General features: G+C 39.7%; 18 protein-coding genes. 4 read left to right on the top strand and 14 right to left on the bottom strand.

Translation table 11 applies throughout. The annotated features are described in order from the left end of the window. Window positions 1-115: 115 nt before the first annotated feature. The 3 genes from nrdI to ACF3OC_RS19390 form a co-directional block, all read right to left on the bottom strand. Complete coding sequence (gene nrdI / locus ACF3OC_RS19400; protein WP_392470570.1) at window positions 116-511, bottom strand: class Ib ribonucleoside-diphosphate reductase assembly flavoprotein NrdI; 396 nt, start codon at window positions 509-511, stop codon at window positions 116-118. Between the two features lie 364 nt (window positions 512-875). Beyond that, a complete protein-coding gene (locus ACF3OC_RS19395; RefSeq protein ID WP_094258399.1) occupies window positions 876-1,232 on the bottom strand; it encodes a type II toxin-antitoxin system HigA family antitoxin in 357 nt (118 codons plus the stop codon). Continuing rightward, on the bottom strand, window positions 1,216-1,527 hold the full coding sequence (locus tag ACF3OC_RS19390; RefSeq protein WP_392470568.1) for a type II toxin-antitoxin system HigB family toxin: 312 nt from the start codon (window positions 1,525-1,527) through the stop codon (window positions 1,216-1,218). The genes ACF3OC_RS19395 and ACF3OC_RS19390 overlap by 17 nt, the downstream gene beginning before the upstream one ends. Before the next feature lie 895 nt (window positions 1,528-2,422). Here ACF3OC_RS19390 and ACF3OC_RS19385 point away from each other — a divergent pair. The 4 genes from ACF3OC_RS19385 (at window position 2,423) to ACF3OC_RS19370 (ending at window position 7,360) form a co-directional block, all read left to right on the top strand. Beyond that, window positions 2,423-2,926, top strand: a complete 504-nt coding sequence (locus tag ACF3OC_RS19385) for an RNA polymerase sigma factor (protein ID WP_094258397.1) — start codon at window positions 2,423-2,425, stop codon at window positions 2,924-2,926. A 1,620-nt stretch (window positions 2,927-4,546) separates the two neighbouring features. After that, on the top strand, window positions 4,547-5,089 hold the full coding sequence (locus tag ACF3OC_RS19380; protein WP_392470565.1) for a ferritin-like domain-containing protein: 543 nt from the start codon (window positions 4,547-4,549) through the stop codon (window positions 5,087-5,089). Window positions 5,090-5,581: 492 nt separating this feature from the next. Then, window positions 5,582-6,589: a DNA topoisomerase IB gene (locus ACF3OC_RS19375; protein ID WP_392470563.1), complete on the top strand. Its 1,008-nt coding sequence runs from the start codon at window positions 5,582-5,584 to the stop codon at window positions 6,587-6,589. Between the two features lie 636 nt (window positions 6,590-7,225). Continuing rightward, window positions 7,226-7,360 carry a hypothetical protein gene (locus ACF3OC_RS19370; RefSeq protein ID WP_256962546.1) on the top strand — a complete coding sequence of 45 codons (135 nt, stop codon included), beginning with the start codon at window positions 7,226-7,228 and terminating at the stop codon, window positions 7,358-7,360. An 886-nt stretch (window positions 7,361-8,246) separates the two neighbouring features. Here the strand turns inward: ACF3OC_RS19370 and ACF3OC_RS19365 are convergent. The 11 genes from ACF3OC_RS19365 to ACF3OC_RS19315 all read right to left on the bottom strand — a co-directional run bounded on the left by ACF3OC_RS19365 (window position 8,247) and on the right by ACF3OC_RS19315 (window position 20,839). Further along, on the bottom strand, window positions 8,247-9,971 hold the full coding sequence (locus ACF3OC_RS19365) for an FAD/NAD(P)-binding protein (RefSeq protein ID WP_392470560.1): 1,725 nt from the start codon (window positions 9,969-9,971) through the stop codon (window positions 8,247-8,249). A 596-nt stretch (window positions 9,972-10,567) separates the two neighbouring features. Further along, window positions 10,568-10,933, bottom strand: coding sequence for a response regulator (locus ACF3OC_RS19360; protein WP_094258388.1), 366 nt, complete (start codon window positions 10,931-10,933; stop codon window positions 10,568-10,570). Between the two features lie 42 nt (window positions 10,934-10,975). Beyond that, the gene (locus ACF3OC_RS19355; protein ID WP_392470558.1) at window positions 10,976-11,785 is read right to left on the bottom strand and encodes a CheR family methyltransferase; all 810 of its coding nucleotides are present in this window, start codon (window positions 11,783-11,785) and stop codon (window positions 10,976-10,978) included. A gap of 3 nt (window positions 11,786-11,788) precedes the next feature. Next, on the bottom strand, window positions 11,789-12,154 hold the full coding sequence (locus ACF3OC_RS19350; protein WP_392470556.1) for a response regulator: 366 nt from the start codon (window positions 12,152-12,154) through the stop codon (window positions 11,789-11,791). A gap of 13 nt (window positions 12,155-12,167) precedes the next feature. Continuing rightward, window positions 12,168-15,803 (bottom strand): response regulator, encoded by a 3,636-nt coding sequence (locus ACF3OC_RS19345; RefSeq protein WP_392470554.1) that lies wholly within the window; start codon window positions 15,801-15,803, stop codon window positions 12,168-12,170. Further along, a complete protein-coding gene (locus ACF3OC_RS19340; protein ID WP_094258384.1) occupies window positions 15,803-17,275 on the bottom strand; it encodes an ATP-binding protein in 1,473 nt (490 codons plus the stop codon). Before ACF3OC_RS19340 ends, ACF3OC_RS19345 begins: the two co-directional genes overlap by 1 nt. A gap of 1,046 nt (window positions 17,276-18,321) precedes the next feature. Beyond that, window positions 18,322-18,756: a restriction endonuclease subunit S gene (locus ACF3OC_RS19335; protein WP_169715238.1), complete on the bottom strand. Its 435-nt coding sequence runs from the start codon at window positions 18,754-18,756 to the stop codon at window positions 18,322-18,324. Then, window positions 18,726-19,001, bottom strand: a complete 276-nt coding sequence (locus tag ACF3OC_RS19330) for a hypothetical protein (protein ID WP_169715237.1) — start codon at window positions 18,999-19,001, stop codon at window positions 18,726-18,728. The genes ACF3OC_RS19335 and ACF3OC_RS19330 overlap by 31 nt, the downstream gene beginning before the upstream one ends. Before the next feature lie 5 nt (window positions 19,002-19,006). Next, a complete protein-coding gene (locus tag ACF3OC_RS19325) occupies window positions 19,007-19,300 on the bottom strand; it encodes a restriction endonuclease subunit S (protein ID WP_169715236.1) in 294 nt (97 codons plus the stop codon). A gap of 140 nt (window positions 19,301-19,440) precedes the next feature. Continuing rightward, complete coding sequence (locus ACF3OC_RS19320; protein ID WP_094258381.1) at window positions 19,441-19,971, bottom strand: N-6 DNA methylase; 531 nt, start codon at window positions 19,969-19,971, stop codon at window positions 19,441-19,443. Further along, the gene (locus ACF3OC_RS19315; RefSeq protein WP_141202142.1) at window positions 19,955-20,839 is read right to left on the bottom strand and encodes a leucine-rich repeat domain-containing protein; all 885 of its coding nucleotides are present in this window, start codon (window positions 20,837-20,839) and stop codon (window positions 19,955-19,957) included. The genes ACF3OC_RS19320 and ACF3OC_RS19315 overlap by 17 nt, the downstream gene beginning before the upstream one ends. Window positions 20,840-20,928: the final 89 nt, after the last annotated feature.

The following is a 20,928-nucleotide window of genomic DNA, read 5'->3' as shown; positions in this document are numbered from 1 at the left end:
TTCAACGAGTCAGGAATTGGGTTGTTGGAAATTTGAAGGTTCTTTAACCAGGTCAGAAATTGAGTCAGACAAGCATAACACCTTCTTGACTCCATTTATTAATTTCTTATTTAGTTTATAAGATCCTGCTACGACATTCTTCAATTGAAAAAATATCCTTTAAGACCTTCTTGACATCTTCCTCAAAACCTGTCATCTCAAATTTATGCACTAAAAATAAAGCATATCTTTCAGCTAAAATGTCACCCGACACCGAAAAATTCTTTACCCAGTTTTTATTTCCTGAGGCTGATATAGATAATACGGATTGAAAGTTTCTTTCCATAAAATACTGCGTAGTTACTGACACTGATCCTGAACCGGTGGTATAAGTTATCAAATGTCCTGGCAATAACACATCACCTTCATTAATATCATTAATATTAATTGCTATCATATTACTAGCCATAGCCAATAACTTTTTAATAAAATTTCTGACATTTCCAGTTTTTGTATCGTAATATACAGCCATAAGGAGAGGTGTTTTAATAATATTAAAGTATACAATTATTGCAACTTAATCAAAACACAAAAGTTATTTTAATTCATCAACGAAAAAAAGTAAAACATTTATTGAAAATCACGCCGGAAAAAACAGCGAAGGATGGTCTGCCGAAGGAGACAGGACGCAAAAGAAGGGTAGGGGAGAAACATAATTAAAGGATTACTTGCTGAAATTTCTACCTTTTTTTACATTTGATTACTATAACTACGGGGCCGTTTGGCCAAGGTTAATAATTGGTTTGGTAAGAGCGACCTTCAACGGATGGTCGCCTTTCTTCTTGATAGACGCTCTGCAATTGCATAGAAATTTTATTTTCTCTCGTTTTTTGAGATTAGTATTCTTGAACTAAAACATCAGCAGAAATATGCAGTTCATTACTTAATTTCCTAATCTGTGGAAGATTTAACTTTCTCTTTCCTGATAATATTTCAGACTTTCTAGAAGCTCCTAGAATTTTACTTAAAAACGACTCTGATTTACCCATTTGGTCTAAACGAAATCTAATAGCCTCTATTGGATTTGGTTTTTCTATGGCATAATGAGTATCCTCATAGTTTTTAACCAGAATAGAAAGAATTTCTACTTCATCAGATTCCTTAGAATCTGCTTTTAAATCTGTCTGCATTAAGACGTAAATTCTTTCTAAATAACTTTCGTACTGTTTTTCAGATTTAATCGGCTTTAACATAATCAATTTTTTTAGCGTTTATTTTATCATATTCCTTATGAGTTCCAAACCAAACAATAAAAACTATTTTTAGTCGATGCTCAATATCTACAATTAAGCGATAAGTATTACCATGAATATTAAAGACTACTCTCTTATCGGTAAGTATAGAAGCACTCCCAAACTGGGCTTTTAATTCATTTGGATTATTCCATTCTGCACTTTCACATTCATCATACCATGCCAATAATGGCTGTTCCGACTTTGGGAAATCTTTAATATAGAATTTTAAAGTATTAACCGCTATAATTCTCATATACAAATATATGAAAAACATTACCAATATGGTAATGTTTTGTTTTTTTCTTAGATTAAACTATTAAATACTAATATTTTACATATTTAAATTCACCATATAAATCATTCGGTAAACAGCAAGCAACCGAAGGGCGGTAGTGATCTGCCGAAGGAGATAGGCCACAAAAGAAGGGTTGGGAAAAATAACTTATTAAATTAGAGATCTCCGGTTGCCGATGGATCGAGACAAAGTATGATTGAAAACTTTAATATGTTATGCGCAAACTGATTAAGATCTTCCGGAAATGAAAATGCTAGCATACAGTAAAATAGTTTTACTTACCTGGTCCTCGTTTGCTGTATTAATTGCCATAATGTTTTGTTTTTAAGTTCAAAATGTAAACAAGGCACAACAGAAATAGTTTATGTCTTCTTAAATTTAAACAATCTTGCCTCTATAAAACACCTATTGGATTGATTGTTATAGTTCTACAGTATTAACAGGCTATTTGACAAGAACTTAAAAGATAGAGGCTAAATAAATAACAGGTAATTTTTTGTCCTCCACTCAAATGCAGACGTATTTACAACCCCATTTGTAGCTAAACCGCTACATGTATTAAATTCAATAAACTATATGTCTATTAAATTAAACAGTCCGCTATTTTGGTAATTCTTAAAAAAACACAATTTAGCTGTTAGTTGCATACCAGTAACTGTAAAATACTTTTTATCATGGATAGATTGATGAGGATTTAATTGGCACGGGTATTGAATATTGTCGATTATACAACCTTAACATATAGATATAACCTATCCACACGCGAGGTGTACAGATAGACTATATCAAACATCTTCCTTTGCGCAAAGGGTTAATTAAATAGTAATATTTATTCACAAAAGCCCTATTAAAGATGAATTATAGATTTATAAAAGAAGAGGTATTGGTGCATACACCAACACTTTTGCAATACGCCAATAAATTCACTCAGGATCATAATGATGCCGAAGACCTTCTTCAGAACACATTGATCAAGGTGCTGAAGTATCAGAAGAAATACGTTACTGGAACCAACCTATTGGGGTGGATCTATACTATTATGAGAAATACATTCATTAATGATTGCCGAAGAAGAGTTCATCAGCTCAAGTATATAAATGGGATTACGGATTCCAAGGATATAGAAAGTCGGATCAGTAGAGATAGAGCGGAAGGCAATTTAATGAGTGAAGAAATAAACACCGTCATGAAAACAATTCCTGAAATATACTATAATGCATTCATGATGTATTATGAAGGGTTCAAATATTATGAAATAGCTGAATATCTAGGGGTACCAGAAGGAACGGTAAAGACCCGAATTCATACGGCCAGGAAAATCCTCCAGAAAAAGCTACGTAACTATAGACATGATTAGGGAAAAACTATAAAAACAGAACCAGAGGTAATTAAATCAGGCCCTCTGGTTCTGTTGTTCTGTTATATGGTGCGGGTAATGGTAATCAAGCAAAGCTGACCCTGAAGCCATATTGATATTATTAATCGTTTTTATCGTTCTTAAATTCCCCCTAAATTTAAAGCCCCCAATGATAGTATCATTACTTCTCTTGCATAGGAGGGGACCTATGAATTCCATTAAGCAATTACATTCAATGTGCACATAGCTGACCCATGAAATTCTTGTTGATCAAAATATTTTAATTTATGATCCTCTGGTATATGTGATCAGGTATAGTGACCTTTCCATGGAGGAATTTTTCTATCATCATGCTGCCAACAACCCTTTAAAAACTCAAAAGGAGAAATGGTTCATGGTCTGTTTGGTATTCTGCTTAAAGAAACCGAAGTAATTCCAAGATAAGATGCGACGTAATGCTACGGAACACGTTGGATAATATGGGGATATTCTTCGATCAACTCTCTGTAGCGCTACTCAGGACGTTTTTAAGGTAGGAATAGAAAGTTTTTTGAGATTGTAAAAGTCGTTTGAATAGATGCTCCTGTATTTCTTCTTTGATTTCGGGGAAACTTTGTAACCCATCCAAAAAATCCTTTTGTGAAAGCGTCAGCAGAATGCAGGAATCTAGGCTTTCTATGCTATAGAGGCTCGGTAGATCAGCACGGAAGCTTTCAATGGACGAAACTTTATCGCCTTCAAAAAAAACTGGGTGGAAATATCCTTACCATCATTATTGACCCAAGTCCGCAAACATCCTTTCTTAACAAAAAACATAGTTTTGGAGATTTCCCCTTCCTGTAAAAGAATGGTTTTGGCAGGAACTTCCAGCTGATTAAAGAGATTTTGGAGTTTATCACTTACCATTGTTAAGCTTCATTTATTATTGATTGGTAATACAATATTACGTTTTTTTAATAGATCCAATGTTTTGAGTCTCTAGGGTTAAAACGAATATTTTGTCTTGAATTACATAAAATATTTAAAAGATTTTTCAGAGAAATTTATTGGGTCTGAAGTATGAATTTTTATTCCTCCTGCAGATATAAGAGCATATCCTATTTTAACATTGATATGCTAGTGATTGTCTCAATCCCAATGGCGAGATTTCAGCGTTCTATAAAAAAACTGTCCAGAAATTTCTTTGGCACACTCATTGCAACTTCATGTACATACAACCATAAGATTTTTATTGGACCGGAGATTTAACGAGAGGTTTGTTTCTGGTCCAATTTCAATCTAAACCATCTTTGTGCAAAGGGGAATTAAAACCCGTTTTCTACTAAATCTCTTTTTAAAATGAACAATGATTTTATAAAAAATGAAGTGTTGGTTCATTCGGACACCTTGCTTCACTATGCGAACAAGTTTACCAAGGAACAAAATGATGCGGAGGATCTCCTCCAAGATACCCTCATGAAGGTCTGTTGTATAAAAATATCTCCTGCCCAAATTTATATCTCCAGAATAAAATCTTCACTACTTTTATCTAAACCCTACAGAAGCTTGGACAAATACCGAAATTCAGAACAATTATGAGCTTAGTTTGTTAAGTCCCCAAACAATCTTAACAATATTATCATGGCAACAACAACAAAATCTACTCCTAAGGAAACTAAAGTTAAAGCAAAGCCAAGCGCGGCTAAAGATTTAAATGAGCTATTTGAGGACGGCCTAAAGGATATTTATTGGGCTGAGAGGGAATTGGTAAAAGCATTACCTAAAATGGAAAAAAATGCTACGTCTCAAAAACTGAAAACAGCAATATCTTCTCATCTTGAAGAGACCAAGGAACATGTCAGTAGACTGGAAGAAGTTTTTGAATCGATCGGAATTAAAGCGAAGGCAGAGAAATGTGATGCTATGGCCGGGCTATTAGAAGAAGCTAAAAGTATTATGGCAGAGACAGAATCTGGGGCTGTGCGGGATGCGGGAATAATCGCCGCTTCCCAAAAAGTAGAACATTATGAGATTGCAACTTATGGCACGCTGGCGGCTTTCGCAAAAACGCTTGAACATAAGGATGCATTAAAGTTGCTCTTGAAGACATTAAAAGAAGAAAAGTCATGCGATGAAAAATTAACCGCCATTGCGGATACGAACTTAAATTCAAATGCCGAGTAATATATATCTAGTAAAATAGGTATTTTTAAATGCCAACCTTCTAGGTTGGCATTTAAATTTAATATCCTATCTTACAGGCCTTGCGCGCAATTTTCATTAAACCAAAAAATGCCAAAGCAGAAAAGAAAATAAGCGCCTAGATCGATGTCCCCATTTATAACATTCTGAAATATCATTTTTAAACTTAAATTTATCAAACGAATTGATTCCCGAGCTGTTCTAGGCAACATATCTGACGGAAAAAGAGAGAAAATACCCGCTAAAAGGTGGATCGACATTCACGAACAAAGCAATGAACCTTACACCTGAAAATACACCAGGAATGGGCAAAAATAAAAATAAAGCTGCACTTCACCCACTGGAAGGGAACAGGACGTACTAAATTAATGACGGCAGCACAGCTCTAGCATAATTTGATCTTTAAATTATATATGCTAAAACAAAATACATTCGAAACAGATTAAGGGTATAGGAATAATTCAATGACAAGGTATGGAAGCAAAGAAACCTTTTAAATATGTAAACTGCAATTCAAAGGGCATCTCTAGGATACAAAACGGTGAGGTATTTGAATACTACGACCAAAAAAACGTGAGGATTGTGGATCCATCGGTCCTATCTCGGATCCATTCCTTGGTAATCCCTCCAAATTGGACCAATGTATGGATATGCCCGAATAGAAATGGACACATCCAGGCCACGGGCTTGGATATTAGGCAACGTAAGCAATATATCTACCATCCCCGTTGGACAGCTTTCCAGGACCAGGATAAGTTCAGCAGACTATATCACTTTGGAAAGAGCCTACCAGTATTGAAAAAACAGTTGGAGAAGGATATCAAAAGGGACCTGTGTGACCAGAGATATGTCTGTGCTCTGGCAATCATGATCATCCAGCACACCTCCATACGTCCAGGAAATACCATATATAGAAATTCCAATGGTTCCTTTGGTCTCACCACGCTCCAGAATAAACATGTTAAATTACAGCAAGGAAAGGTAATATTAAGATATAGGGGGAAAAAAGGTGTAAAGCAGGAGAAAGCATTTAGTAAGAAAAGGCTGTATGATAAGATTGAGAAGATATTGCAACTCTCGGGAAAACAGTTTCTCCAATACTTGGACGAACAGAATGTTAAAAGAGCCATAAAGCCTTGCCATCTAAACAGCTATCTTTCTGAAATATATGGTGGGAATGTTACCAGTAAAACCATAAGAACGTGGAACGCATGCTTTTTGGCTTTGGGTCATCTTTTGGAAACCTATCCCGGCAACACTAAGAACCGAAACAAAAGCTGCAGAGAACTTGTCAGTTCCGTCGCGCACATTTTGGGAAACACACCATCTGTGGCACGCAAAAACTACATCTGTCCAGTTATCTTAAAAAGGTTTGAAGAGGGCAGTCTTGACGGCTGGATGAGAAGGTATGCAAACATTGCAAAGAAGGAGAAGGATACAATTGTCCAAAAAAAGCTCTTGATGCTATTGAAAGGGTGTTAGATAGATCATCATTGTTTTTATCCCGTAAAAAATCTGAATAATTTGTTATAATGAGTAAACTCACGGCACCGATCAAACATAGCTGAGACCATGGTTTAACCCATGATCTAGAGCCTCTTCATACATATTCCAATAAACTGTGGAGCTCAGGGGGGGATGGTGATAATAGATTGATGAAGGTTCAAACACCTGATAGGAAAACCTAAAGTCCCCCTCATCAACTTCTCGGAGTGTTACCAATACAATCACTCCCTTATTTCTCAACCAGCTTTGTATACTGGTCGTGTCGGGATACCCGTCAAACCCTTTTTCCCTCGCATATTCAAGGATGTTCATATTATTGTTTACCATAAAACAATGATTTAGGATTAGTGTCTTAATACTAAAATAGATAAAGAACATTCTACGGTGAAAATATTAAATGGAATTGAATGATTTGATTAAAAATTGTAGACAAGGAGCTCTGGGTTACTGATTTTATCCAATTCTTTAAAACAAGATAAACAGAAATAATTTGGTCTATTTCTCACGAAAATTATCAGTTATAAAATATTTTCAAGAAAATTCCTTAAAAAATATAAAGTTGAACGGTCTTTGCAATAATATCCAAAAATAAATCAACTAATGGAACTATATATGGAAAATTTTAAAACAGCAGAAGAACTTGGTCTGGAAAAGGGATATTATCTATTATTGTTAGCCATCTTGGGAGAGAATGGCCAAGAACATGGTTCCAGGGAAGATAGTGGAATTCAAAACAGTGCCAATTGATCACAGTTTTTTATAATGCTGTTCTCGAATGGCAGAAAATAGGTGGCTCTATTTCTGATCTGAGTGCAACAGCAAAATTGCAAAAATAGATAAAGAATAAAAAACGTCCATTTTTATGGACGTTTTTGAGAATTAGAGATTATGGATATGTTTTAAAATTAGGTTTAATCCTCTTTTTCAGCTTCGGGATTGATATGGTTCTCTGCAATAAAAGTGAGTTCCTGATCTTCCTCTTCCTGAGCTATTTGAGCCACCCCCCGGAATTATTCGATCCGCGTGCCGAGCTGGTAGATCCGCGGCGTGAACCACTTGACCTTCGTCCCGAAGCGCTACCTTTTCTGGAACCAGAGCTGGATGAAGTAAACCTTCCATCGCTATCGCGGCGTCGGTTTGATGATCTGCCGTCCGAAGAGTATTCATCATCCTCATCATAATCATCATAATCATCCTCATCGTAGTCTTCATCCTCGTTATCGTAATCCTCGTCCTCATAGTCATCATATTCTTCTTCGTCGAACTCATCATCATAATCTTCATCATTGGATGCGTCGCGGAATCCATGACTGTACCCTAATTGGTAAATGTTTTCTAATGAATGTTCGTTATTGTCAGAGGCCCTCCTCTTGAGCGGCTGCTTGAATTATTTCTTTTCATGATAAATTACTTAAATGTTAAACTGTTTTGATACAGTGGTTTATAATAATAAAATAACGAAACACTCTCTAGTACCGGTTTCTTAAAATTGAACCCTTTAAAATATAAAAGGTTCACAATTAGTGCGAATTCTACAATAGGCTTTTAGACTTGATCAATTATCACTCTTTGATTTCCTGAAAGAGAGAGACGTCCCCTTAACTCCGAAATGCATGGGTCAGCCCTATAATATTCAATCCATATCGTTATTCCCCAACATATTGGCAATTCTCTCAGCCGCTGTATCGCAGAAATCCAGGCCAGAAAAATCTGGGTTTACCCCACTGATAAATGGCACTGCCATAATGAAGAGTGAGGGATTGACTGCCCCGAACCTGTCCAGTGCCTGAAAGTTATCATTTATGGCCAGTCCCGTCACTTTCATGAAATATTTGCCCATGTCATCTCTGTACACATTGGCTGCATCGTTTTCAACATGTTTTTTTGCATTTTCCTCATCCTTGAAAAATAGGAATCCGGAAGTGACCTTACCCGTCTTAAGCCCGTCAAAAGGAAGGTCGTTGAAGTGCATGGGCCTCTGCCCAATGGCATCTACAAAAATCTCATAGTTTTCTTCAAATCTGTCCCCTTCGTCATCTACGAACGTTACTTTACATCCTGAACCTGTTGCATTGGGAACGAACTCGCTTTCCTCACCAACGGCGTAGTTACGAAGGAGATCCTGTTCATATAGAGCAATCATCTCATGGTAGGAAGCTTGGGGCAGGGACGCAATAACAATTGAAATGAGCGGCATAAGCACTTTTTTGTGCCGGACCATATCTTCGGCGCTGAGATGTTTTGCCGGGTAGTTGATGGCATAGCTAAAGGCAGACAGAGCTTCCTTCCAACTTATGGACTGCTGCCGCTTTATTGACTTTTCAGCTTCCCTGAATTCGGCCATAAATAGCTTTATGGCATCGATCTCTTCCCGGATTTGCAGCATTCTCTCGGTAAATTCTTCAATTCCCAGATCTTTCACCCTGGAGTAAAAATCGGGGTCCCTCTGACTGAGAGGGATCAGGAAGTTTCTCTCAAATACGTGGTCGAGATCCACGAAGCCCCCATTTTTCGCTTTATATTCATTGATTTCGTCCAAACCCATTGTCCACTCACTGGAAAATGCCTTATCCTCCGAATGGAACCTTAGGGCGGGAAGGAACCCTCTGGTGGAAAATAGGTCGATCCGAAAACCGCTGCTGTCTTCGTTCAATATGAAATCATAACCGCCTTCAGGTCTTTCCCTGAATTTTCCGTTTGACCTGGCCAAAGTTTTTATGGCATCAACTGCCGTTAACGACGCCCCCCGGATCGCTACTGGGAAATTTGCATTCAAAGATAGCTTTGAGGGAGGATAGGGAGAATCGTACCACGAATTGATCCTTCCTTCATTTTTAAGGGGCCATAAATGGCCAGTGCACAGGATCACAACGTCCGCATGGGTGGTGCCCTGGGATGTCAGAATCCTGAATGGTTCTCCTCCATCGCCGGGAATAATGTCCTCCACACAGGTATCCAAACGTATATCTATGGTAATCCCCAGGGACCTAGCTATTCCGATATAGCTATGGAAAGAATATTCCAGATAATCACCCAATAACCTCCTAGGGATCACTTCGTAGGGATTTATTTTTTTTCGTTGACAGAAAGATGCATATCCCTCTGGCGGAAATCTTTGAACGTATGATTCAAAATCTTCTGCAAGTAAAGGAAGTTCATTTGCAGAAACATTGGCCAGGTGTTCCTTTCCTGCCCCCATTTTGCCGTAGGGCATACCCACCCCCAATCTATCGAACCTTTCGAAAATGGTAAGCTTTTGAAGGGTAATTTTGCGTTCAACAATGTGCTTGACCATAAAAAGTGCTGCTGGTCCGCCTCCTACAATCGCAATATTTTGCTGTATGTTATTTTTGTCCATGGAATTGTTATATATTAATTTGATAGTAGCCAAGTGCTAACATTATCGTCCCATAGCTACTGGGACTAACCATAAACATAAACGGTATGGAAAAGTTAGATGTAAATGCATTTTTTAAATTACAAATCCTCTTTTAATATATCTGCTTAAAAAATCCATAGTCCTGTTAAATATTTCGAAACCGGATTGTGATGTTTATATTTATATAGATGTTGGGCCAAGCTGAACAATAACCAATGAACAAACCTTTTTTATAGATTTAAAAATATGTGGCAGACTGAAATATGAGAGATCTCATCCGGAAACTTAAGGAATACCTGTGGGAGGCAGGATATGAAATAGACCAGGAAGATAGAGGAATGAGATATTTTTTCTATTCCTATACCTTTTTAACTGTTCTTTTCATACTGATTATGATATATGTCCTCCTTAAAACGTCCTTATAAAAGAAGGAAGGCTTGAATCGACGACCCAAGCCCCTACTAACCAAACAATTATTATCCTATAAAGATACTAAAAATTTCAGAGCAACATGAGAAACCCGTTAAATATTAGTGGAGATTAAATTAATGGTTTTTGATAGTGGAGATTGTTTCCTATGGCTGGAGGATCTTATTTACTATGCCCTCCAGGCTGACCAAGTCAAAAGGTTTGGAAAGGAAATAATTTGCTTTTGCCTGACCGGCTAAAAATTCTATGTCACTGTTCGCTGAGACCAAGATTACCGGGATATCTCGATAAAGTGGGCTGGATTTCAGCATCTGCGTAGCCGCCACCCCTCCGATATCCGGAATCCAGTTGTCCATAAAGATCAGGTCAGGCTTAAAACTGCTCACTTTCTCCAACACGTCGTGCGACGTCCGCGATTGATCGACTATATGCCCCATGTCCTCCAATACGATAGTAAATATCTCAAGCACGTGCCTATCGTCATCGAAAATAAGTATCTTTTTGTTTTCCATTGTATTATGCGAAAATATCAAATCTCCCCAAATTTTGAAACATTAATTTATTTTCTGCCAGATTTTTTGGTCACCAATCTGTTGGAACCTGCCCCTCAGAGAGGAAAACAGGAGGGTTTCCTTAGGACCCAGGCCTAGGAACCCGGCATTTTCCAAGCTTGTGTCGAAGAGTTCCAGAACCGATCCCTGAAGGGATCGCCTAAAATAGATCAGAACGTTCCGGCACAGGATCAGCTGAAAGCTATTGAAGGAGGAATCACCGGCAAGGTTATGGGTAGAGAACACCATACGGGAGCGGAGCTCATCGCTAAACCGAAATTTGCCCTGCCTAGAAGAAAAATAGTCCGATAGTTCCCCTGTACCGCCCGAACTGAAATAATTTTCAGTATACTCCCCAAGGTTCTCCAAGGGAACAAGGCCTTGGCCGGCAATCTCTACAGAGACCGGGTTTAGGTCGGTTGCGTAAATTAGGGACCGTTCAATCAGTCCTGCCTCCTTTAGCAGTATGGCCATTGAATATGCTTCTTCACCCGTGGAGCAACCCGCTATCCAGACCCGGATCAGGGGGTAGGTACTCAGGTAAGGGATTACCCTCTGGCGGAGGTTGAGGAAAAATGAGGGATCTCGGAACATGGAGGTCAGGGGAACGGTGACCTGTTGCACAAAGCTTCCTGCCAACGAGGGATCCATGATCATCTTGTCTAGGAGTCCTCCCAGATCGGTAACCTTCCATAGGGACATTATCCGCACAATCCTTCTTTGAAGGGAGTCCAGGCTATAACCGGTGAAATCATACCCGAATTCCTCGAGTAACCTGGCCAGGAACATATCTAAATGGGATCCGATTTCCATTTCTCAGCCTTTTACTAATCCCCGGATCTCGGTCAACAGGAGATCAATATCAACTGGCTTGGATACATATCCATCAGCTCCCGCGCTGAGACATCTCTCCCTGTCCCCCCTCATGGCCTTTGCGGTCACGGCAATAACGGGAGGATAATCCTTCCCAAGGGAAACCCTGATGTGCTTCAAAAACTGGAATCCATCAAATTCCGGCATCATCATGTCCAGCAGCACTACGCTTATCCCGCTTCCCCCTTCTAGGATGTCAAGTCCCTCCTGGGCGGTAATGACGCCCTTGGCATCGTAGCCCCTAGATCTAAGCGCGGTCTTAAGGGCGAAAATATTCCGTCTGTCATCATCAATAATCAATATGCTCATCTTTTTCTAAGTTTTAACGGTTAAAAAGCCACACTCTTAGTAAGGAGACCAATTGGTCCACATCAACGGGTTTAGAGATATAATCTGAGGCTCCTGCCTTCATGCACCGGTCACGGTCCCCCATCATCGCTTTTGCCGTGACTGCGATTATGGGGAGTTTGCTGAACGTTTCCACGGAACGTATCTTTTCGATGGCCTGAAAACCATCCATCTTTGGCATCATTATATCCATCAGCACGATGTCTATATCGGGATGACTTTCAAGGATCTGGAAAGCTTCAACACCATCGATGGCTGAATAGATTTCCATATTGAATTTTTCAAGTGCCCTAGATATCGAAAAGATGTTGCGGATATCATCGTCGGCAATCAGGACCTTCCTGCCTTCCAAGATTTCGGACAGTCGGTTACCTTTAGGATTCACTTGCGGAGGGATCCCTGAAGACTTGTGGTCAACCAAATGAAGGAACAGGCTCACCTCGTCCAGGATCCTCTGGAAGGAATGGGCCGTTTTCAGGACAATCGAGTCCGCATATTCCTTAATGCGCATCTCTTCCTGGCCAGAGAGGCTCTTTCCCGTAAAGACGATTATCGGAAGGTCTTCTAGCCCAGCCTGCCCCTTTATGGTTTCCAATATCTCATATGCACCTTGGTCCGGGATTCCCATATCCAGGATTACACATTCAACGTTCCCTGATTTAAGGGCCTTAACGCCATGGTCAAGGGAAGACCTCACCTCTGTGGATATGTCAAAGCTCTCAAGGTAGGAGGACAAGGCTTCGGCATGCTTAGGATTTTCCTCGACAATCAAAACCTTTTTGGAACCCTTTCTCAGGGCCATATCTATTTTGGAGAAAATCTCCTGGAAACCCTGTTTTTGGAAAGGTTTCCTGATAAAATCGATGGCGCCCCTACGAATGCTCTCGCTTTTCTTGGCGTGTTCTGCCGACATCATATGGACAGGTATATGGCGGGTATCCGGGTTCGACTTCAACCCTTCAAGAACTTGCCATCCGTCCATATGGGGCAGGACGATGTCCAGGAGGATTGCCCGGGGGGAAAACCTCAGAGCTGCTTCAATGGCGTGGTCACCCCTGCCGATAGCTATTGCCTTGTAGCCAGACCTTCTTGCATATTGCAGTATCAGCTTGGCGAACGCTTCATCGTCCTCTACGATCAATAGGGTCCTGTCCCCCGGTACAATGTCCCCTCGGTCATCGGCAATGAATTGCGGGAAAAAGGTCTCTTGACCAACAACCTGTGCACCAACTGCCTGCACAATGGGACCGATGGGCTGCTCCTGTTGCACACCAATCCCGCCTCTGTCTAAAAAATCCATGGGCAGCGAGAGTGTAAAACAGCTTCCCTTGCCCGGGGTGCTTTCGACGGTAAGTTCCCCGTGCAGCGAGAGTGTAAAACAGCTTCCCTTGCCCGGGGTGCTTTCGACGGTAAGTTCCCCGTGCAGCAATCGTGCGATTTCCCTGCTGATCGAAAGTCCTAGGCCGGTTCCACCGTACTGCCTCCTGGTAGATCCGTCCGCCTGCTGGAAGGCCTCGAATATCAGTTTTTGTTTTTCTTGGGGAATCCCGATCCCGGTATCTCTGACATGGAACAGGACAGAAGGTTCCTTTCCATCGATAAGCTCTACGCTGAGGGTTATGTATCCCTTTTCTGTGAACTTGGTGGCGTTGGAGAGCAGGTTTCTTAGGACCTGTTCCAACCTTAGGCGGTCGCTTTTTAAGTTAAAATCCTCCGGCAGGGTGTTCTCGATCCGGAGGTTCAGGTCCTTTTCCTTGGTTAGGGGGCGGAACATCTGCTGAAGCTCCAAAATGAGGTCGGCCAACCTAAATTCCTCGAGCTCTACGTCCATCTTACCTGCCTCAATCTTGGAAAGGTCCAGTATTTCGTCTATCAGGTTAAGCAGTCCCGTACCGGATGACCAGATGACCTGGGCTGATTCCACCTGTTCATGGTTAAGGTTGCCTTCAATGTTCTCAGTGAGCACACGTGAAAGCAAAAGGATAGAGTTAAGAGGTGTCCGCAGTTCATGTGACATATTGGCAAGGAACTCAGATTTGTATTTGGTGCTCAGCGCTAGGGCTTCCGCCTTTTCCTGTATTTCCTTGTTCCGTGCGACGATCACCTGGTTGGTTTCTTCTAAAAGATGCGATCTTTTCTCGAGTTCCTCGTTGGAGATAAGCAGTTCATCCTGTTGCGACCTTAGCTCCTCTTCTGAGATCCTGAGCTTACCGGCCTGTGCTTCCAGCTCGCTATTGAGGGTCTCCAGTTCTGCATGCTGGACCTGCAACTCTTCGGTCTGGGTCTGCGTTTCTTCCAATAGCTGTTGTACCCTGCGCCGGCTCTGTGCCGCGACCAGGGAAATCCCGATGATTTCACAGAAGTCGGAAATAACATCGAGCTTTTCTTGGCTAAGCTCTCCTCGAGACCCGACTTCGATGATTCCCATGCATTCCTGCTGGTAGACAATGGGTAACAACGCTATCTGGTTAATTGATATCTCCCCCTGTGCAAACGAGAGCTTGAATTCATCGGGACATAGGTCCCTGATGACCCTTTGGCGTTTGGTCCTGTGTACCTCTGCGAAGATCCCCTCCGTTAGAGGAAGCTCTGAGAAAGGAAGGCTATGTAGCCCCACGGTATGCATGACCTTGAAGGATCCCCCTTGGACCATGAAAATTGCTCCGTTCTCCAGATCCATGAAGTCGGTGATGAATTCCATGCTGTACTTCGCAATTTCTGCAAGATCGGGGTTCCCCATCAATCCAGAGTTCAGCTGGGCCATGCCATTTTTCCGCCAATCGTTCCATTGTAGCTCATCAAAGTTCTTCTTCAATGACTTGGTCATTATGCGAAGACTCTCCGCAATGTTGCCAAGGTCATCCTTTTTCGTATCATCTATGATCACAGAATAGTTTCCCTGGGTAATCTGTCGGGCGATCCCTCTGATAAGGTTCAATCTATGTTTTATGTCACGGTCCTTATCTAGCAATTCCTGCTGTAGTTCTGCCCGCCTTTTGTAGTCTCCTCGAAGTTTCCAGAACAGGATGGCAGTGATGACCAAGGACATCAAGGAGGCAAAGGCAAAAAGGATATTTGTTCTAAAAGTGGAGTTATCGAGGTGTTGGGAACGTTTTTCCGCCCGGGTCTCTTCCTCATGCTGAATCTCGCTTATCAGGTTCCTACATGAATCCATGATCGATTTTCCCCTGTCCAACAGGCCGGGGGAAAGGTCGGCCGACCTCAGTCGCTGTCCTATGAGTTCGTCAAGTACTTCAATCCTTTCTCTGGCCAAACGGCCTAGCTGTTGGGTCCGGGCCAATTGCTCGGAGCTCAGATTTCCATTCACAAGACCACTGAGGTGCTGTGGGAGATCTCTCTGGCTGTCCCTGTAAGGAGCCAGGAACTTTTCCTGACCTGTCAAGAGATAGCCCCTCTGTCCGGTTTCAGCATTCTGCAGGTCGATCAAGATCAACTGTGAATTGAGTATGGTCCGTTGGGACTGATCCATAAGGGCTTTGTTCTCCCGCTGATTGCGGAACGAGAAGAACATCACCGCTGATGAGGCCAAAAGGATGGCCATGGAAAAACCAAAGCCTATCTGGAGGTTCCTTAATACATTTTGTGCCATTATTTATTGATTGGTAGGGTAAAATAAAATGTCGAACCTGCCCCGAGCTTGCTCGTGACCCCACAGGTCCCACCGTGGAGGGTAATGATCTCTTTACATATGTGCAGTCCGAGGCCCAGTCCCTGGAACTTTGCTGATGCTTCTTGAACCCTATAGAACTTATCAAACACGAAAGGTATTTTGTGTTCTGGGATCCCTATACCGTTATCGGAGACCTCTACGGACAGGAAATTTTTCTCAACATAGGTGTGGATGCGGACCGTTCGGGAACCGGGAGCATATTTTATGGCATTGCTGAGGTAGTTTGAAAGGACCTGCTCCAATCTTAGGGGATCCGCCAAAATCCGCCTATCTATCTTTGTACCTGTCCGCTCTATTCTCATTTCCGCCGCTTGATGTTCTATCAATGCCGAATCAACAGCCTGTTGGATGACAGTCTCGATATCAATTTCCTGGAGTGTGAGTTTCATCCCCCCGTTTTCCAACCGGGATATGTCCAGTAGGTCCTCAACCAATGTATGGAGCTTTTCGGCCTGGTCCTTAACCTTGCAGAGATAACTGTAAGCACGATGGTCCTTTATGTCCTTCATTGAGCGCAGCGATATTTCTGCAAAGGCCTTGATACTGGTCAAAGGGGTCTTGAGCTCATGGCTCGCAACACTCAAGAATTCATCTTTTTTATTTTCTAATTGCTTTCGCTCATCTATATCGGTCATGGTACCCACCCATCTGTGTCCACCTGACCCCTGAGCTACGGGCACAATCTTTAGGAGATGGTATCGGTAATTCTCAGAATGTTTTTCGCGAAGCCTCAATTCAGCCTCCAATGGGAGTTTGTCTTCCAATTGGAGCTTCCATTTCTCAAATATCTGTCCATCTTCGGGATGGAGATCCGGCCATGTGGTCTTATCATGAGAATACCGAAGCCACTGCTCATTTACGAAATCAACATTCCCGCTGGAATCAGTGGTGAAGGCAATCTGGGGCAATGATTCTAAAGTCGTGTTCAGCTCCTTAAATTTTGAGGAGAGCTCCTTTTGAGAAGATTTGCGCCATTCGACTTCTCGTTGCAGCTCTTCCTGCATTTTATACAGGGCTGCGGTCTGTTCGTAGAGCCGATAGAAGGTCTTTACTTTTAGCAAAAGGATGTCTGGGTCCACCGGCTTGGTAATGTAATCGATGCCTCCGGAATCGTAGCCCTTTGTGATATACTTCTTTTCACGGTTGACAGCAGACAGGAAAATTATTGGAATATCCTTGGTTTTTTTTGTCGACGAAAGAAATTCCGCAACTTCATATCCGTCCATTTCGGGCATCTGTACATCAAGGATGATCAGGGCATATTCGTTCTTGAGGCATTTTTTCAGGGCCTCTTCTCCCGCAAGGGCAGAATCGGTCCGAAAACCTTTTGCTTGAAGGGTTTTTTCCAGCGAAAAGATGTTTTCGGGTTTATCGTCAACTATTAGGATCATTTGTTAATCATTTTTCGATGGTTCCCATTATCTCAGGACCATTGCCGAAAGTAGGTCAAGAAAAGAAATTATCAAAATTTTATTTGATAAAACATCAATTTCAATAATCAGATTATTTAACTTTAATATTTAGTTTTTATAAGATAAATCGATAATTTTAAACTTGGTCAGGAATATTATTTTTGATAAAAATTTATAATAATATTACGACATGATTTCTTTAATTAATCTTAATTATAAAAATTAATTAAGCTTTAAATCACAGCTAACACATATCAACTTTTCTTCAATGTCAATAAAATCTTATATACAATGCAAACTTGAGGATTCGTTAAAAGACTTGACAAATTTATATAATATACATCATCGTAAATCCGATCATAATATTCAAATGGAAATGGGCATACCCTTAAATACAGATATTTTTGTCATTTGTTTAATAAATAAACTAGAGATAAAAATTTACAATTTATACATTTTAAGGGAAGATTGTAAATTATCAACTGATTATAAAATTGGAGAATTAGTTGAGAAAATAAAAAAGGATGTGCTATCGATTTAAGAGGATGAAACTCGTTAAATTTTAAAAAGGAACTATTCCTAAAATATTTCTATAATTCTACGCCATTTAAAATTTAAATTTTTAAAAAATTAGGTTCGTTTTGTGAGACGAATACTTCGACTTAAGTTTTAACAATTTTCTATAGTAGCTGCACAATACTGACGAAACTTAAAACATAGTGATGTGTCGTGACCATTTCCATTTTTGTATTTCTAAGAAAGGCTACCTGATTAATATTAAACTATATTAAATTTTTCCCGTTATTGTTAGCATTAAATCTCGCTAATAATCTTACAAAGATTTAGATCAAAGTGCATATAGGATAAATTTAGCTTGATAAAGGATTTTATTTTTTCAGGAAATAAGGGTCGAATTCCTCAACGAAAAGTGTTTTTCTTTAGCCATCGCTTAAAATGTTACGATCATTTATTTGTACCTTCTATAATATATTATGAACATCTTATCCCCTATCTGCACTAAAATTTTAATAGTTTTTCGCGTTTAGGCCTTTCGAATGTAGATATTGACTAAGCTTTTGATATTCTAAATATTTCATGTAATGCTCCATATATGTATAATCTGGCTCACCGTTGGAATTGGTTGGCATAAGGAGTAGCTGTCTTTTCATTCTCTCTTCATTAAATTTAAATCCATATTCGTACTTTGATTTTTGTTGTAGAATTATGCTTTTAATGAACAAGAAATGGTACTTATTTCCTTCGATAGTTTTAAATGATATTCTTTTAACGTCGTATGAAAATAACGCATCGTAAGGATTGTAAAAATTCTCTACAACACTTCCGTTATAATTGACTCCTAAAACATTCCTATCTCGACTAGAGTTTTCATTATTAACAAACATTGTAACGCCGTTATTTGAATCACTAGCTACGACAAAAGGTGCGTTCCCATTTTCCATTGGGACTTGGTTAATCTAGTACCAGATTTTATATTAAAAACGTCTTCTATAAAGTAAGATTTCCATTTTTTATCTGATAAAGCCACAGGCTTTGGAGTAATCATGAAATTTTCTATTCTATCTTTGATGTAGTTTTGATACGTTTCTTCTTTATTTCTATAAATAGCTTTTATGTATGCCTCCATCAAAGCATAATCAGATTCTTTACCCTCAATACTAGGAAGAAGGAGATTTGTTTTGTTCAACCTTCCTAATGTCGCACCATTTCCCCCCCCCAGTTAAATTTTAATAACTGAATTTTCAATGAAGGAATAATGAATAAGGATGTATATATATTTATCCCTTTAAAACTTAGTATTTGAATATTTTGACCGGTATAGAATTTTGACCTTTGGTAGAAAACAGTTTGTGTATCCAAACCAATAGTAATTGTATTGCCTTCCTCAAGTTCATACTTTTCAGACTGTTCACCAATGAAGCTGCCTATACCATTTAATGTTTCTGTTCTTGTAATGTACGGGATATTGCCAATAACATTTACCAATTTATTTTTGTCAATGCCACTTTTCGTTGCTTTTGGTTCCTAATAATCTTCCAATACTGAAAACACTCCAATTAAGGGTTTCTAAACTATTCTTCACCATCTTTAAATAGATATTGACGTCCTTGCATAACCATACTAAATTAAAATGTCAAATACTCACCTATGTTTTTTTTAAAATCTTCTTGTTTAGGAATTTCGTCATTAAAGTAATAGAACGAATGAAGCCATTCGTCACTTGCCTCTACAGTGGTATTGACACAAAACTTAGTCGGCGATTCAATTCGATTAAACCAGACATCTAACAAATGTTGCCTCTTATCTTTAGCCTTTATAGTCTCAACTAATCCACGATGCTTTTGTACTTCAAATCCATCATCTTCAAAATTTATGAACTTCACTTTTTTATCAATATGGTGTGGTACGCCTGCAGTAAAAACTGCCATACATGGATTCGTACCAACACTATAAAAAGTGTTTTTGTTTAGGGTGATAACCCCCTCTAGAGTATGATGTTTTAATATGTTGATTTTCGAAGCTCGTTCTTCTTTTCTCTTTCCCGTCATCGACGATTGTGGTACAATTATAATAACTCTACCATCTTGGACAACGCTATTTAATAAATGCTCAGTAAAATTGATTTCATACAAGCTCGGATTAGATTTCGTACCCATTGAAGAGGGCGATGTTCAATATTGCATCTGGAAGATGTTTAATCTGGTTATTATCCAAGTCTAATTCTTTTAAAGAACTGAACTCAATAATGGTTTCAGGGATATCTATCTTCGTTTCGCAACTTGAAATATCTAGTTTCTGTAGGTTTTTCAAGCTATGTTTGAATAGGTTCTGCAATTGTATTTTCGGACTGTAATTGGCGTTTAACAGCAAGGTTTGTAGTTTCTCCAACTTTTCGAACCCTTTTGGAACCTCTTTGATTTTATTCATTGATAAATCTAACACCCTTAATTCTTTCAGTTCGAACAATTGCTCTGGAAGAGTTGAGATTTGATTAGTACTCAATATGAGTTCCTTCAAGCCTGTTAAGGAGGTTATGGTTTCAGGAATAGCCTTGATCATGCTGTCCGACAAGTTTAATCGTTCCAAGCAAGAAGATTTTGAAAGTCTCTCCAATATATTTTCTACGTCTAAGACAACTTGTTTTTCAGAAAACCCTAATTGCATTAAAGTAAAGGATTTCAATTTGGGTAAAGATTTAAAATCCTCAGGAATGGTTTTGATTAATGGGGCATTTAATTCAATTTCCTCCAAGTTTTTCAATTCGAAGAGCTCTTTTGGAAAGCCATAAATCTTTTCATGGACGACCAGCTTTTTCAGCTTGGTCAGACTTCCCAATTCCTTAGGGAGAGGTTTTTTGACTGGGGAATCAAAAGCTAATTCTTCAAGCTGTGTAGCTTTTGCAATTGCAGCTGGAACATCCTCTAGATCATTTAAACTAATTTTTAATTTCTTCAGGTTCCGAAGCTCAAACAGCCAATCTGGGAGTTCGTAAATCTGATTTCCGCCTAGATTTATTTCCTCCACCAATAGGCATTCCTTAAGAATTTCAGGAACTGATTCCAGCTATTTTTCAGACAGGTCTACTTTTTTTATCTGAGCCTTTTCACTTTCAA

The organism is Sphingobacterium cellulitidis (assembly GCF_043187465.1).
Taxonomy (GTDB): domain Bacteria; phylum Bacteroidota; class Bacteroidia; order Sphingobacteriales; family Sphingobacteriaceae; genus Sphingobacterium; species Sphingobacterium cellulitidis.
This window is presented reverse-complemented; position numbering and strand designations above follow the sequence as displayed.